This is a genomic window from Variovorax sp. GW821-FHT09B05, from assembly GCF_059418265.1.
The window spans coordinates 472,351-486,053 of sequence record NZ_JBWKPN010000001.1 but is presented as its reverse complement, the minus strand read 5'-3'; the positions used below and the strand labels follow the sequence as shown (position 1 = coordinate 486,053).

General features: G+C 68.6%; 15 protein-coding genes. 12 read left to right on the top strand and 3 right to left on the bottom strand.

The genetic code is table 11. The features are described 5' to 3' along the window. Positions 1–67 precede the first annotated feature (67 nt). From AC07RM_RS02055 to AC07RM_RS02015, 9 genes are all read left to right on the top strand, one after another. Complete coding sequence (locus tag AC07RM_RS02055) at positions 68–1,273, top strand: ABC transporter substrate-binding protein (RefSeq protein WP_495332598.1); 1,206 nt, start codon at positions 68–70, stop codon at positions 1,271–1,273. Positions 1,274–1,355: 82 nt separating this feature from the next. Beyond that, entirely contained in the window at positions 1,356–2,135 is a 780-nt protein-coding gene (locus AC07RM_RS02050; RefSeq protein WP_444813548.1) for an ABC transporter ATP-binding protein, read from the top strand. Beyond that, positions 2,135–2,842 (top strand): ABC transporter ATP-binding protein, encoded by a 708-nt coding sequence (locus tag AC07RM_RS02045; RefSeq protein ID WP_495315116.1) that lies wholly within the window; start codon positions 2,135–2,137, stop codon positions 2,840–2,842. The genes AC07RM_RS02050 and AC07RM_RS02045 overlap by 1 nt, the downstream gene beginning before the upstream one ends. A 4-nt stretch (positions 2,843–2,846) precedes the next feature. Then, entirely contained in the window at positions 2,847–3,734 is an 888-nt protein-coding gene (locus tag AC07RM_RS02040; protein WP_495332596.1) for a branched-chain amino acid ABC transporter permease, read from the top strand. A gap of 10 nt (positions 3,735–3,744) precedes the next feature. Then, positions 3,745–4,722: a branched-chain amino acid ABC transporter permease gene (locus tag AC07RM_RS02035; RefSeq protein ID WP_495332594.1), complete on the top strand. Its 978-nt coding sequence runs from the start codon at positions 3,745–3,747 to the stop codon at positions 4,720–4,722. Positions 4,723–4,827: 105 nt separating this feature from the next. After that, a complete protein-coding gene (locus tag AC07RM_RS02030) occupies positions 4,828–5,634 on the top strand; it encodes an enoyl-CoA hydratase-related protein (RefSeq protein WP_495332592.1) in 807 nt (268 codons plus the stop codon). Positions 5,635–5,680: 46 nt separating this feature from the next. After that, positions 5,681–6,892, top strand: coding sequence for a CaiB/BaiF CoA transferase family protein (locus AC07RM_RS02025; protein ID WP_495332590.1), 1,212 nt, complete (start codon positions 5,681–5,683; stop codon positions 6,890–6,892). Between the two features lie 66 nt (positions 6,893–6,958). Further along, entirely contained in the window at positions 6,959–7,894 is a 936-nt protein-coding gene (locus tag AC07RM_RS02020; protein ID WP_495332588.1) for a LysR substrate-binding domain-containing protein, read from the top strand. Between the two features lie 109 nt (positions 7,895–8,003). Then, on the top strand, positions 8,004–8,975 hold the full coding sequence (locus AC07RM_RS02015) for a tripartite tricarboxylate transporter substrate binding protein (RefSeq protein ID WP_093349327.1): 972 nt from the start codon (positions 8,004–8,006) through the stop codon (positions 8,973–8,975). Between the two features lie 24 nt (positions 8,976–8,999). Here the strand turns inward: AC07RM_RS02015 and AC07RM_RS02010 are convergent, their stop codons facing one another. From AC07RM_RS02010 to AC07RM_RS02000, 3 genes are all read right to left on the bottom strand, one after another. Further along, positions 9,000–9,440, bottom strand: a complete 441-nt coding sequence (locus tag AC07RM_RS02010; protein ID WP_495332586.1) for a hypothetical protein — start codon at positions 9,438–9,440, stop codon at positions 9,000–9,002. A 4-nt stretch (positions 9,441–9,444) separates the two neighbouring features. Next, entirely contained in the window at positions 9,445–9,717 is a 273-nt protein-coding gene (locus tag AC07RM_RS02005) for a hypothetical protein (protein ID WP_495332584.1), read from the bottom strand. Positions 9,718–9,828: 111 nt separating this feature from the next. Beyond that, a complete protein-coding gene (locus AC07RM_RS02000) occupies positions 9,829–10,761 on the bottom strand; it encodes a LysR family transcriptional regulator (protein WP_495332583.1) in 933 nt (310 codons plus the stop codon). 89 nt (positions 10,762–10,850) lie between these two features. Here AC07RM_RS02000 and AC07RM_RS01995 point away from each other — a divergent pair, with 89 nt between their 5' ends. From AC07RM_RS01995 to AC07RM_RS01985, 3 genes are read left to right on the top strand one after another with little or no spacing between them, the layout of a single operon-like run. Next, the gene (locus tag AC07RM_RS01995; protein ID WP_495332581.1) at positions 10,851–12,161 is read left to right on the top strand and encodes an MFS transporter; all 1,311 of its coding nucleotides are present in this window, start codon (positions 10,851–10,853) and stop codon (positions 12,159–12,161) included. Next, complete coding sequence (locus tag AC07RM_RS01990; RefSeq protein WP_495332579.1) at positions 12,158–13,063, top strand: polysaccharide deacetylase family protein; 906 nt, start codon at positions 12,158–12,160, stop codon at positions 13,061–13,063. The genes AC07RM_RS01995 and AC07RM_RS01990 overlap by 4 nt, the downstream gene beginning before the upstream one ends. After that, a complete protein-coding gene (locus AC07RM_RS01985; RefSeq protein ID WP_495332577.1) occupies positions 13,060–13,695 on the top strand; it encodes an aspartate/glutamate racemase family protein in 636 nt (211 codons plus the stop codon). Before AC07RM_RS01990 ends, AC07RM_RS01985 begins: the two co-directional genes overlap by 4 nt. Positions 13,696–13,703: the final 8 nt, after the last annotated feature.

Below are 13,703 nucleotides of genomic sequence, written 5' to 3'. Positions count from 1 at the left end.
GCTCGATCTCTAGCTTCCCGATCCACATAAAGCGCAGCCGAAGCATCGGCTGCCAAGGAGACAAACAATGAGAATGCATGCCATCGCCCTGGCCGTCCTCGCGGGACTGCCCTGGATCCAGAACGCCAGCGCGCAAGCCGCGCCCGATCGCTTCAAGATCGGCTTCGTCACCGACATGTCGGGGCCGTACTCCGACTTCGACGGCGCCGGCGGTCTCGACGCGGTCCGCATGGCCATCGCGGATTTCGGCGGCAAGGTGCTGGGCCGGCCGATCGAGGTGCTGTCCGCCGATCACCAGAACAAGGCCGACATCGCGGCCAACAAGGCGCGCCAGTGGTGGGACCAGGACAAGGTCGAGCTGGTCATCGCGGGGTCCAACTCCTCGGCGTCGCTGGCGATCAGCAACATCTCGAAGGAAAAGAAGAAGGTCTTCATCTCCGCTGGCGCGGGCGCCGACAGCCTGACGGAAGAGGCCTGCCAGCCCTATCTCGTGCGCTACACCTACAGCACCTCGGCCCAGGCGCGCGGCACGGCGACGGCCATGGTGGAGCAGGGCGGCAAGAGCTGGTACTTCGTGACCGCGGACTATGCCTTCGGCTACTCGCTCGAGAAGGCCAGCATCGACGTGGTCCAGGCCAGCGGCGGCACCGTCAAGGGCAGCGTGCGCCATCCGCTGAGCGCGAGCGACTTCTCGTCCTACCTGACGCAGGCGCAGGCATCGGGCGCGCAGGTGGTCGGCCTCGCCAACGGCGGCAGCGACCTCATCACCTCGATCAAGACGGCCAAGGAGTTCGGCATCAGCAGCAAGATGCGCCTCGCCGGCCTCATGGTGTTCATCACCGACGTGCACAGCCTCGGCCTCGACACCACCAGCGGCATGTACCTGACCGATGGCTGGTACTGGGACCTCAACGACAAGTCGCGCGCCTTCGCGACCCGCTTCTACGAGAAGCACAAGAAGATGCCCACCACCTTTCAGGCCGGCGACTACTCGGCCACGCTGAGCTACCTCAAGGCGGTGGAAGCGGCGCAGAGCACCGACGCCGACAAGGTGATGGCCGCGCTCAAGTCGCTCAAGATCGACGACATGTTCGCGCAGGGCTACATCCGCGCGGATGGCGCGATGGTGCACGACATGTACCTGATGCAGGTCAAGAAGCGCAGCGAATCGAAGCAGCCGTGGGACTACTACAAGGTGGTCTCGAAGATCCCGGGCGAGCAGGCCTATGCGCCGACGAAGCCCGGCGCCTGCCACCTGATGCCGAAGAGCTGATCAGCGCCGAAGCCGTGCCGCCGCCGCGTCTCGCGCGGCGCGCGGCCGCACGGCTTTTTTTCTTTGCCCCACTCTCTTTGCCATGTCGTATCGCACGGACATCATTCTCGAAACACGCCAGCTCACCAAGGAATTCAAGGGTTTCACCGCGGTCAGCAAGGTCAACCTCTCGGTCGTGCGCGGTTCGATCCACGCGCTCATCGGACCCAACGGCGCAGGCAAGACGACCTGCTTCAACCTGCTCACGAAGTTCCTCGAGCCCACCAGCGGCACGATCCTGTTCAACGGCCAGGACATCACCGGCGAGCGCCCCGCGCAGATCGCGCGGCGCGGCATCATCCGCTCGTTCCAGATCTCGGCCGTGTTCCCGCACCTCACGCTGCTGGAGAACGTGCGCCTGGGGCTGCAGCGCCGGCTGGGCACCTCGTACCACTTCTGGAAGAGCGAGAAGTCGCTCGAGCCCTTGAACGCCCGGGCACGCGAGCTGCTCGCGGAGGTCGGGTTGGAAGAACTCGCCGAAGAGCAGACCGTGAACCTGCCCTATGGCCGCAAGCGCGCGCTCGAGATCGCGACCACGCTCGCGATGGAGCCCGAGCTGATGCTGCTCGACGAGCCCACGCAGGGCATGGGCCACGAGGACGTGCACCGCGTGGCCGAGCTGATCAAGCGCGTGTCGGCGGGCCGCACCATCCTGATGGTCGAACACAACATGAGCGTGGTCTCGACCATCGCCGACACCATCACCGTGCTGCAGCGTGGCGCCGTGCTGGCCGAAGGCCCGTATGCGGAAGTCTCGAAGAACCCGCAGGTCATGGAAGCCTACATGGGCACCACGGACGGCCAACTGCAGGGAGCCCACTGATGACCGCCGCATTGGAAATCAAGGGCCTGCAGGCCTGGTACGGCGAATCGCATGTGCTGCACGGCGTCGACATGGTCGTGCAGCCCGGCGAGGTCGTCACTTTGCTGGGCCGCAATGGCGCGGGCCGCACGACCACGCTGCGCGCGATCATGGGCCTGACCGGCGCGCGCAAGGGCAGCATCGAGGTCAATGGCCGGGAGACGATCGCGATGCCCACGCACCGCATCGCGCACCTGGGCATCGGCTACTGCCCCGAGGAACGGGGCATCTTCGCGAGCCTGTCGTGCGAGGAGAACCTGATGCTGCCGCCCGAGCTCAAGGGCGCGGGGCAGGGCATGTCGGTCGACGAGATCTACGCGATGTTCCCGAACCTGGCGGAGCGCCGCCATAGCCAGGGCACGCGGCTGTCGGGTGGCGAGCAGCAGATGCTGGCGGTGGCGCGGATCCTGCGCACGGGCGCCAAGCTGCTCTTGCTCGACGAGATCTCCGAAGGCCTGGCGCCGGTGATCGTGCAGGCGCTGGCGCGAATGATCACGACCTTGCGTTCCAAGGGCTACACCATCGTGATGGTGGAGCAGAACTTCCGCTTCGCGGCGCCGCTGGCCGATCGCTTCTACGTGATGGAACACGGCCGCATCGTCCTGAAGTTCGGCGCCGACGAGCTCGAAGCCCGGATGCCTGTGCTCAACGAATTGCTGGGAGTCTGAGGCGATGACGACTGTCTTTGGTTTTCCCGTGCAGTCCCTGCTGAGCCAACTGCTGCTGGGCCTGGTCAACGGGTCGTTCTATGCGATCCTGAGCCTTGGGCTCGCTGTGATTTTCGGGCTGCTCAACGTCATCAACTTCGCGCATGGCGCGCTGTTCATGGTGGGCGCGGTGTTCAGCTGGATGGCGATGAGCTACTTCGGTGTCAGCTACTGGGCGATGCTCGCCGTGGCGCCGCTGGTCGTCGGCCTGCTCGGCGTGCTGATCGAGCGCCTGTTCCTGCGCTGGATCTACAAGCTCGACCATCTCTACGGCCTGTTGCTCACCTTGGGCCTCACGCTGCTGATCGAAGGCGCGTTCCGCTCGGTCTATGGTGTCTCGGGCCTGAGCTACCACACGCCCGCGGCACTGGCCAGCGCCAGTGACCTGGGCTTCATGGTGCTGCCCAACTACCGCGCCTGGGTGGTCGTGGCCTCGCTCGCCGTGTGCTTCGCCACCTGGTATGCGATCGAGAAGACGCGGCTGGGCGCTTACCTGCGCGCGGGCACCGAGAACCCGCGGCTGGTGGAAGCCTTCGGCGTCAACGTGCCGCTGATGATCACGCTGACCTATGCCTTCGGCTGCGGCCTGGCCGCCTTCGCCGGCGTGCTGGCCGCGCCGGTGATGCAGGTCTCGCCGCTGATGGGGCAGAACCTGATCATCGTGGTGTTCGCCGTCGTCGTGATCGGCGGCATGGGCTCGATCATGGGGGCCATCCTCACCGGCCTGGGCCTGGGCGTGATCGAAGGCCTCACCAAGGTGTTCTACCCGGAGGCCTCGTCCTCGGTCGTGTTCGTGATCATGGTCATCGTGCTGCTGGTGCGCCCGGCCGGCCTGTTCGGCAAAGAAAAGTGAGTCCGCGGTCATGAAGAAGATTTCTCTCGTCCTCTATCCGCTGCTGCTCGCCGGGCTGCTGCTCGCGCCTTTCCTCGGCGCCTATCCGGTGTTCGTGATGAAGCTGCTGTGCTTCGCGCTGTTCGCGGCCGCCTTCAACCTGCTGCTGGGTTTCGCCGGCCTGCTGTCCTTCGGGCACGCGGCGTTCCTGGGCTGTTCGGCCTATGTCGCGGGCCAGGCCATGAAGGCCTGGGGCCTGACGCCCGAGCTCGGCCTGGTCGCGGGCACGCTCACCGGCGCCTTGCTCGGTTGGGTCTTCGGTTCGCTGGCGATCCGCCGCCAAGGCATCTACTTCGCGATGATCACGCTGGCGCTCGCGCAGATGATGTTCTTCGTCGCGCTGCAGGCGAGGTTCACCGGTGGCGAGGACGGCCTGCAGGGCGTGCCGCGCGGCAAGCTGTTTGGCCTGCTCGACCTGAGCAACGACCTCACGATGTACTACGTCGCGCTCGCCGTGTGCGTGCTGGCCTTCCTGCTGATCGTGCGCACCGTCCATTCGCCGTTCGGGCAGGTGCTCAAGGGCATCAAGGAGAACGAGCCGCGCGCGCTCTCGCTGGGCTACGACGTCGGCCGCTTCAAGCTGCTGGCCTTCGTGATCTCGGCGGCGCTGTCGGGCCTCGCGGGTTCGCTCAAGACGCTGGTGCTGGGCTTCGCCACCTTGTCCGACGTGCACTGGACCGCGTCGGGCCAGGTCGTGCTGATGACGCTGGTGGGCGGATTCGGCACCCTGTCGGGCCCGCTGGTGGGATCGGCCGTGGTGGTGCTGCTGGAGAACAAGCTCGGCGAGTTCGGCAGCCTGCTCGCGCGCCTCACCACCATCGAGTGGTTCAACACGCTGGGCGAGTCGGTGACCATGGTCACGGGCCTGATCTTCGTGGTGTGCGTGCTGGCCTTCCGCAAGGGGATCATGGGCGAGGTGGTGGCGTTCATGGAACGGCGCCGCCCGTAGCCGGCCCGAGCGCGCGCCGGATGACGATGCCATCAGAAAAACCTATGGTGGTATCAATACGTTGTAGTTTTCGGCGCCGCGCGCGGATCCTAGGATCCGTGCCACATGAATGAAGAACAAGGCCTTCGCGCCCCTGGCCGCATCGGGCTGTCGCAATCGGGCTTCATCGCCACGGTCACCATCGAGAACCCCGGCCGGCGCAATGCGCTGACCGTGGCGATGTGGGAGGCGCTGCAGGCGGTGTTCGCCGACCTGCGGCAAAGCGACACGCTGCGCTGCGTGGTGCTGCGCGGTGCGGCGGGCAACTTCGCGGCCGGCGCCGATATCTCGGAGTTCGAGCAGGTGCGCGCCACGCGCGAGCAGGTGACGGCATTCCACGAGCAGTGCGTGTCCGGTGCCCTGCGCGCCATCCACGACCTGCCCGTGCCGGTGATCGCGCTGATCGAGGGCGCCTGCGCGGGCGGCGGCCTGGAGATCGCCTCGGTCTGCGACCTGCGCATCGCGGGCCGCGGCGCCCGCCTCGGCATCCCGATCCGGCTGCTGGGCTTTCCGCTCGCGCTCGGCGAGATGGAGTGGCTCTACCGGCTCGCCGGTCCCGCGCTCACGGCCGAGCTGCTGTTCGAAGGCCGCATGCTCGATGCGCAGACCGCGTGGGCCAAGGGCCTGCTGACCGACGTGGTGGACGATGTGGATGTCGAGCGGCGCGCCCAGGCGGCCGCGGACGCCGTCGCACAGAGTGCGCCGCTGGCGGTTCGCGCGCTCAAGCGGCAACTGCGCCGCCTGATGGAAGACCCGAGTCCCGTGACGCGGGAAGAACGCCTGGCGAGCTATGCGTTCGCGGACACGCAGGACTACCGCACGGGACTGCGCGCCTTTCGCGAGAAGACCCGTCCCGAATTCATCGGCCGCTAGCAACCCTGGCCGGCACCGTGCCGATCGCCCCTCAAGAAAGCTGCTCATGACCCAAGCGCTGCCCCTCGCGGGCCTCCGCGTGCTCGACCTCTCGCGGGCGCTGTCCGGCCCGTTCTGCTCGATGATCCTCGGCGACTTCGGTGCCGAGGTCGTGAAGATCGAGCCGGCGCCGCACGGCGACATGGTGCGGCAGTGGGGTCCTTTCGCCGAGGACACCAGCGTCTACTACCTCTCTGGCAACCGCAACAAGAAGAGCGTGGCGCTGGACTTCCGCCACCCCGAGGGCCTGGCGATCGTGCGCGAGATGGCATCGAAGGCCGATATCCTGGTGGAGAACTTCCGCGCCGGCGTGATGGCGCAGATGGGCATGGGCCAGGCCGAGCTCATGGCGCTGAATCCCGGGCTGATCCACGGCAGCATCACCGGCTTCGGCAGCGACGGCCCCAAGGGACACTGGCCGGGCTTCGACCAGATCGCGCAGGGCTTCTCGGGCTTCATGAGCTTCACGGGCACGCCCGAGTCCGGCCCGCAGCGCGTGGGCGTGGCGATCGGCGATCTCACCTCCGGCATGTGGACCGCCATGGGCATCCTCGCGGCGGTGATCCAGCGCCAGGCCAGCGGCCAAGGTCAGAAGGTCGAGACCTCGCTGCTGGCGAGCCTGGTCGGCTTGCTCAGCGTGCAGGGGCAGCGCTATCTGTCGCTCGGCGAGGTGCCGGCGCCGGTGGGCAATGTGCATCCGGTGATCGCGCCGTATGGCGTGTTCGAGGCGCAGGACGGGCCGCTGAACATCGGTGGCGCCACGCAGGAGCAATGGGTGAAGATCGCCCGCCTGCTCGGCCTGGAGGCGCTGCTGTCGGATCCGCGCTTCGTCAACAACGCGGCGCGCATGCAGCACCGCATCGCGCTCAAGGAGCTGCTCGAGGAACGCCTGCGCACGCAGCCGCGCGCGGCCTGGACCGCGCAGATGGTCGCGCTGGGCATTCCGGCGGGGCCGATCAACGACATCGCCGACGTGTTCGCCGATCCGCAGGTGCGGCACTGCGGGCTGGTCGAGGAGTTCACCCATCCCGTCATCGGGCCCATGCGGCAGGTCGGCAACCCGGTGCGCATCGACGGCTTGCGCGACGGCAGCGTGCGCCTGCCGCCACCGCTGCTCGGGGAACACACGGTCGAAGTGCTGCGGGATTTCGGCTATGGTCGCGAGCGCATCGACGCCTGGCTCGCCGACGGTGTCGTGAGCCAGTACGGGCTCGGCTGAGTTCGGCCCCCTCCTTTCCACCATCGGCCTGCCCTCGCGCCCGGGCGGCCATCACCCCTTCTCGCCATGGAAATACGCCAGCTGCGCTACTTCGTCGCGATCGTCGACAGCGGCTCGCTCTCGCGCGCGGCGGCGCTGGTCCACATCGTCCAGCCCGCGCTGAGCCAGCAGATGACCCAGCTCGAGGAAGAGCTCGGCACCCAGCTGCTGCAGCGCAGCGTCAAGGGCGTCACGCCGACCGATGCGGGGCAGGCGCTGTACCGCCATGCGCAGCAGATCCTCAAGCTCGCGGGCGACACGAAGAACGTGGTGAAGGCATCGGACGCGGGCCTGAGCGGGCGCGTGCGGCTCGGGCTGCCGTCGAGCATCGCGATGGTGCTGGTCGGGCCGCTGATCGCCGCGCTCGAGGAGCGCCATCCGCAGATCGTGCTCGAGGTCTACGAGAGCCCCAGCACCTTCCTCGCGGCGCACCTGATCAACGAGCGCGTCGAGCTCAGCGTGCTGGTCGACGACGTGGCGCTGCCCGGCATCGAGGCGGTGCCGCTGGTGGACGAGCCGCTGTACTTCGTGCAGCCGCGCCGCAAGCCGCTGGTGCGCGCGGGCCGTAGCATCGACCTGCCGACGGTGGCCAGCGTGCCGCTGATGCTCACGACGCAGGTCACCACGCTGCGCGACCTGGTCGACCGCGCCTTCGCCAAGGCGGGCGTGGCGCCGCAGATCAAGGCCGAGGCGAGCTCGATCCACACCGTGCTGGCCATGGTCGCGCAGGGCGGCGCGGGCACCGTGATCCCGCATTCGGCACTGGCCTGGCATGCCGCCGCGCAGTTGCTGCGCCAGACCCCGATCGAGCCGCAGATCGTGCGCCGCGCGACGCTCGCGCATTCGCGCCTGAACCGGTTGCAGCCCGCCGCCGCCTGCGTGCACGCACTGATCGTGAGCGTGGTGCGCGAGCTGGTGCGCTCCCGCCGCTGGGACGGGGCGCGGCTGGTGGCCGGCAGCTGAGCACGTGCGTGCGGCGCCATCGGTCGGCGCTATACCGGTAGCAGGATTTCGTAGTGTTCAGTTCGGGAGGCCGTCCCTACAGTCGACTGCACAAATCGACGGAGACACCATGAACATCCTCAGGGCCACACGGCTCGTATCCTGGGCGCTGATCGCCATGCCCCTGCTGGCGGGCGCGCAGCCCGACTATCCCGCGCGCCAACCCGTGCGTCTGATCGTGACCTTCGCGCCGGGTGGCGGCTCCGACACCATCGCGCGCTCGCTCAACGCCAAGATGAGCGAGAAGCTCGGCCAGACGGTCATCGTGGAGAACAAGCCCGGCGCCGGCGGATCGATCGCCACGGACTACGTCGCGAAGGCCGCGCCCGACGGCTACACGGTGCTGTTCACCGTCTCCTCGCACAGCATCAACCAGGCCCTGTACCCCTCGCTGCCCTTCAACACCGAGCGCGACCTGCGCGGTGTCACGCTGATCGGTGCGCTGCCGCAGGTGCTCGCGGTCCATCCATCGGTGCCGGCCAGCAATCTCAAGGAGTGGATCGCGCTGGGCCAGCGCGATCCGCGGTACCGCCAGTACGCGACCGGCGGCATCGGCTCGCCGGGCCACTTCGCGGGCGGGCTGCTGCAGTCGATGGCCAAGCTGTCGCTGCAGCACATTCCCTACCGCGGCGCGGGACCCGCGATCGCGGACGTGGTGGGCAACCAGGTGCCCGCGGTGTTCGGCACCCTGAGCGGCGCGCTGCCGCACATCCGCAGCGGCAAGCTCAAGGCGATCGCCGTGACCTCGAAGGAGCGCTCGCCGCTGCTGCCCGAGGTACAGACCATCGCGGAATCGGTGCCCGGCTACGAATCCGACACCTGGATCGGCACCTTCGTGCCGCACGGCACGCCGCAGGCCGTGGTCGACAAGCTGCACCAGGCCACGCTCGCAGCCCTGGCCGACAACGAGGTCAAGGCACGCATGGAGACCCAGGCCGGGCGCGTGATCGGCGGCTCGCCCGAGGCGCTCGACAAGCTGGTCTCGCAGGAGATCGTGCAGTTCACGCGCGTGGTGCGCGAGCAGGGGATCAAGCCCGAGTAGGCGCTCGATCGAGCGAGCTGGTGGCTACCGCGCCGCGCCCTTGGCGGGGCATGGGTAGAGCTCGCGCATGTGCAGCCGGAACGCCTGCTCCATCGGCATCGTCCGCTGTTCGGGCGGCAGCCGCAGCAGGAAGGGGATCAGCGTGTCGGTGGTGATCTTCGCGGACTTGCCGGGGCAGCTGTCGATCGTGGTGCCCGCGGCCCTGGCCTTGAGCACATCGGTGCGGTAGTTGTCGCCGATGTTCGCCAGCCCGCGGATCGCCGCGACGTAGTCGGCGTTCTGCTCGGCGCGCTCGGGACCGAGCTCGCCGAGCACCTGCGCGCCGCGCAGGAAGTCTTCCACCGTCAGCGATGCGCTGTGGTCGGGCCCGATGGACGGCGGGAGATCGCGCGAAGGCGTCTGCGCCAGCGCTGCCGGGCCGGCGAACACCGCGAGCAGAAGGGCGGCACCGGCAAGGCGCCGCACAAGTTCAGAGACTGTTGGCTTCACCACCGGGCAGGTTGTAGGTCTCGGAGCCGGGGAATGCCGCGGAAGGCTTGGGAATCGCGCGCCTGTGGATGGCCGCGAAGCTCAGGCAGCAGGCGGCGCCGACGATGGGGATGAGCCATACCAGGGCCAGCTGCCATGCGCGCTGCGGCCCCGAGTAGAAATCGCTGCGCAGCACCACGACCGTTGCGGCCAGGTCGCCCGCGAGGACCGCGATGGCGATGGCTGCGAGGACGTAGGGGAGGGGGCCGTGCAATGGGTGTGCTCTGGGGAGGGGTCGAACGAATGTAGCGACGTGGTTGCGCGGGCGTCAACGGCCTGGAACAGATTGACACAGCGGAAACGTCTTTCGCTCCTCGATGCCGCTTCAATGCGCGGCGGCTTCGGCCGCCTCGTCCGGCAGGCTCCCCTTCGATTTCACGAACGCCTGCATGTGCTTCAGGAAGGCGTTCGCCGCCGGCGTCAGCTCCGCGTCGCTGCGCGAATAGACGCCCATGTTCCGCTTGACCGTCGGCCGCACCAGCATCCGCGTCTGCACGCCGGTGCGGCGCGAGAGCTGGCGCACGTTGATCGGCAGCGCGGCCACGCCCATGCCTGCGGCCACCATGCTGATCAGCGTGGAGGAGAAGGTCGCGACATGCGCGGGCACCGGCCGCAGGCCAACGGAATCGAAGGCCGCGTCGGCCAGCGCGCGCGACGGGCTCTGGTCGGACAGGCTGATCAGCGGATGCTTGGCCAGCTCGCGCCAGGTGACGGCGCCGCGTTCCGCGAGCGGATGGCCATCGGGCACCAGCGCCACCAGATGGTCCTGGTAGAGCGTGACCTCCGTCAGCCCCGGCTCGCCTTCGACCAGCGTGCCGACGCCGAGGTCGACCTCGCCGCGGCGCACCTGGTCGCGGATGGTCTCCTCGAAGCCGTCCTTGAGGATGCACTGGATACCCGGATGGCGCTGCTGGAACGACTGGATCACCCAGGGCAGCAGCGTGGCGGCGATCACGATGGAGGCGGCCACCGTGACCCGTCCGCGCTTGACCTCGGCCAGCGCGCGCGATCCGGCGACCGCGGCCTCGAGGTCCTCGAGCGCCTTGCGCGCCAGCGGCAGGAACTCGGCGCCCGCCTCGGTCAGCTGGACCACGCGTGTGCTGCGGTAGAACAGCCGCAGCCCGATCTGCTCCTCGAGTTCCTTGACCAGCGTGGACAACGCGGAGGGCGAGAGGTGCATGCGCTCGGCCGCGCGGGCGAAAGCCCCGACCTCGGCCACCGCGAGGAAGGCGCGGATCTGGCGCAGCGTAATATTCATCTTTGGCGAATAATCGTTCGGATCATTCTGATTGTCCAAGCATTGAGCCGGTGCTGCAATGGCGCCGTCCATCGATCAGGAGCATCCCCATGACGACATCCGCCACGGCGAACACCGCCCCGCGCGCCGAAGACCGGCCCGCATCCTCGACCAGTCCGCGGCGTGTCGCCGCCGCGAGCCTGGTCGGCACCACGCTGGAGTTCTACGACCACTTCGTCTTCGGCACGGCGGCGGCGCTGGTGTTTCCGAAGCTGTTCTTCCCGCAGACCGATCCCTTCGTCGCGACCATCCTGTCGCTGCTGTCGTACGGCATCGCCTTCGTCGCGCGGCCGGTGGGGGCCGCGATCTTCGGCTCGCTGGGCGACAAGCTCGGGCGGCGCTTCGTGCTGGTCTCGACCTTGCTGGTCATGGGCCTGTCGACCTTCCTGATCGGGCTGCTGCCGACCTACGAGCACGTCGGGCTGCTCGCGCCGCTGCTGCTGGCGGTGCTGCGCTTCGCCCAAGGGCTCGCGCTGGGCGGCGAATGGGGCGGGGCGGCGCTGATGGTCAACGAGTTCGATGCCAGTGGGCGCCGCCGCGGCTTCTACGGCAGCCTGGTGCAGGTCGCGAGCCCGATCGGCGTGCTGATCGCCAATGCGATGTTCGGCTTCATGAACACGGTCACCACCGACGCGCAGTTCATGGACTGGGGCTGGCGCGTGCCCTTCCTCGCGAGCATCCTGCTCGTGGGCATCGGCTACTTCATCCGTCGCACGATCGAGGAATCCCCGGTCTTCAAGAGCCTCGAGAAGAGCGACCACAAGGCCGAGGCGCCGCTGGCCGAGACACTGCGCAAGCACTGGCGCCAGGTGCTGCTGGCGATCGGGGTGCGCGCCGGCGAGGGCGTCATCTGGTATGTGTTCTCGCTGCTGCTGTTGATCTACGTGCCGAACCGGCTCGGCCTGCCGCGGCAGGTGGCCTTGAACGCCGTGCTGTGGGGCGCGGCGGTCGGCGTGGTCGCGATCCCGCTGTTCGGCGCGCTGTCCGACCGCTTCGGCCGCAAGCCGATGCTGCTGCTCGGCGTGGCGGCCTCGATCGTCTGGTCGTTCGCGTACTTTCCGCTGCTGGAGACGCGCAATCCCTCGCTGGTGGTGCTCGCCTCGGCGATCGGCATGGTCTGCCAGGCCTCGCTGTGGGCGCCGCTCGCGGCCTTCATCCCCGACATGTTCGAGTCCAGGGTGCGGTGCACGGGCGCATCGCTGGGCTTCCAGCTCGCGGGCGTGTTCGGCGGCGCGCTCGCGCCCAGCATCTGCGTCTGGCTGCTCGACCGCTTCGACAGCCCGCTGTCGATCTCGATCTACTGCACCCTCGGCCTGCTGCTGATCGGGGTCTGCGTGGCGAAGGCGAAGGTGCAGCGATGAGCGAGGCGGTGCGTGACTTCATCGGCTACGGGCGCGCGCGTCCCGACTTCGAATGGCCGGGCGGGCGACGCGTCGCGCTCAGCGTGGTCGTCAACTACGAGGAGGGCGCGGAGAACTGCGTGCTCGAGGGCGATACCTTTTCGGAGGTGCTCAACAGCGACGTGTCGGGCGCGACGGCGCGCGCCGGGCGACGCAACCTGGTGGTGGAGTCGCACTACGAATACGGCAGCCGGGCCGGCCATTGGCGCATCCTCGACCTGCTCGCCGAATGCCGGGTGCCGGCCACCTACTTCGCGGTGTCGGGCGCGCTCGAGAAGCATCCCGAGGCCGCGCGATCGATCGTCGAGGCCGGGCACGAGGTGGTCTCGCACGGCGCGCGATGGATCGACTACGACGAGGTGCCCGAAACGACCGAGCGCGCACACATGGTTCGTTCGCTGGACGTGCTCGAGCGCCTGTGCGGCGAACGCCCGGTCGGCTGGTACACCGGCCGCGTCAGCCCGCGCACACGCGCGCTCGCCGTCGAGCAGGGACTGCAGTACGACTCGGATGCCTACAACGACGACCTGCCGTACTGGACGCGGGTCGGCGACAAGCCGCATCTGGTGCTGCCCTACAGCTTCGACTGCAACGACATGCGCTTTGCCTCGGCGCCGGGCTTCGACACGCCCGACGACTTCACCGACCACCTGCGGCGCACGCTCGCCTGCCTGCGGCGCGAAGGACGCCGGCAGGCGTCGATGATGTCGATCGGCCTGCACCTGCGCCTGGCCGGGCGGCCCGGGCGCGCGGAGGCGCTGCGCGAGTTCCTGCTCGCGGCCTCCGAATTCCCCGATGTCTGGTTCTGCCGGCGGCGCGACATCGCGCAGTTCTGGCGGCACCGCTTTCCGGCCACGCCATGACGGCGAGGACGCTGTTCCTCAATCCGAACTCGAGCCGCGAGATCACGGCCACGCTGCGGCGCCACATCGCGCGTGGCGGCTGGCCGTCCGGATGCTGGGCTGCCGCCGAGGTCGAGGCGGCGCCACGGATCATCGGCTCCGCCGCCGACAACGCGCGGGCCGAGGCGGCGCTGGCGTGCGCGCTGCCGGTCCTGAGCGAGGGCTTCGACCGGGTGGTGGCGATGTCGTCGGTCGACACGGGCTACGAGATCGTGCGCGGGCGCTTCGGCGATGCGGCCCATGGTTTCACGCGCAGCGTGCTGGCGCGGCGCCGGGAGCTCGGGCACCGGCTCGACATCGTGACCTTCGACCGCGGAATGACGGCGCTCTATGAGGCCGCCTTCGAGGCGACGGGTCATGCGTGCGTGATCGACGGCTGGCAGGTGGTCGATCTCGCGCCGGCCGTCATCGCCGCGCAGCCTGAGATCGCGCTGGATGCGCTGCGCGAGCGCTGCAAGAGCTTCGGCGGGCGGCAGCCGGTCTTCGTGGTCGGCGTGGTCGGTCTGGCGCTTGCCGCGGGGCTGCGCGATGCCGGCATGCGGCAGGTGATCGATCCGGTGGCGGACCTGCTCGCCTGGCTCGGCGAGGGCTGATGCGCCGA

Coding starts and splice junctions, on each gene's coding strand:
- AC07RM_RS02055 (WP_495332598.1), top strand. CDS start 68: ATGAGAATGCATGCCATCGCCCTGGCCGTCCTCGCGGGACTGCCCTGG.
- AC07RM_RS02050 (WP_444813548.1), top strand. CDS start 1,356: ATGTCGTATCGCACGGACATCATTCTCGAAACACGCCAGCTCACCAAG.
- AC07RM_RS02045 (WP_495315116.1), top strand. CDS start 2,135: ATGACCGCCGCATTGGAAATCAAGGGCCTGCAGGCCTGGTACGGCGAA.
- AC07RM_RS02040 (WP_495332596.1), top strand. CDS start 2,847: ATGACGACTGTCTTTGGTTTTCCCGTGCAGTCCCTGCTGAGCCAACTG.
- AC07RM_RS02035 (WP_495332594.1), top strand. CDS start 3,745: ATGAAGAAGATTTCTCTCGTCCTCTATCCGCTGCTGCTCGCCGGGCTG.
- AC07RM_RS02030 (WP_495332592.1), top strand. CDS start 4,828: ATGAATGAAGAACAAGGCCTTCGCGCCCCTGGCCGCATCGGGCTGTCG.
- AC07RM_RS02025 (WP_495332590.1), top strand. CDS start 5,681: ATGACCCAAGCGCTGCCCCTCGCGGGCCTCCGCGTGCTCGACCTCTCG.
- AC07RM_RS02020 (WP_495332588.1), top strand. CDS start 6,959: ATGGAAATACGCCAGCTGCGCTACTTCGTCGCGATCGTCGACAGCGGC.
- AC07RM_RS02015 (WP_093349327.1), top strand. CDS start 8,004: ATGAACATCCTCAGGGCCACACGGCTCGTATCCTGGGCGCTGATCGCC.
- AC07RM_RS02000 (WP_495332583.1), bottom strand. CDS start 10,761: ATGAATATTACGCTGCGCCAGATCCGCGCCTTCCTCGCGGTGGCCGAG.
- AC07RM_RS01995 (WP_495332581.1), top strand. CDS start 10,851: ATGACGACATCCGCCACGGCGAACACCGCCCCGCGCGCCGAAGACCGG.
- AC07RM_RS01990 (WP_495332579.1), top strand. CDS start 12,158: ATGAGCGAGGCGGTGCGTGACTTCATCGGCTACGGGCGCGCGCGTCCC.
- AC07RM_RS01985 (WP_495332577.1), top strand. CDS start 13,060: ATGACGGCGAGGACGCTGTTCCTCAATCCGAACTCGAGCCGCGAGATC.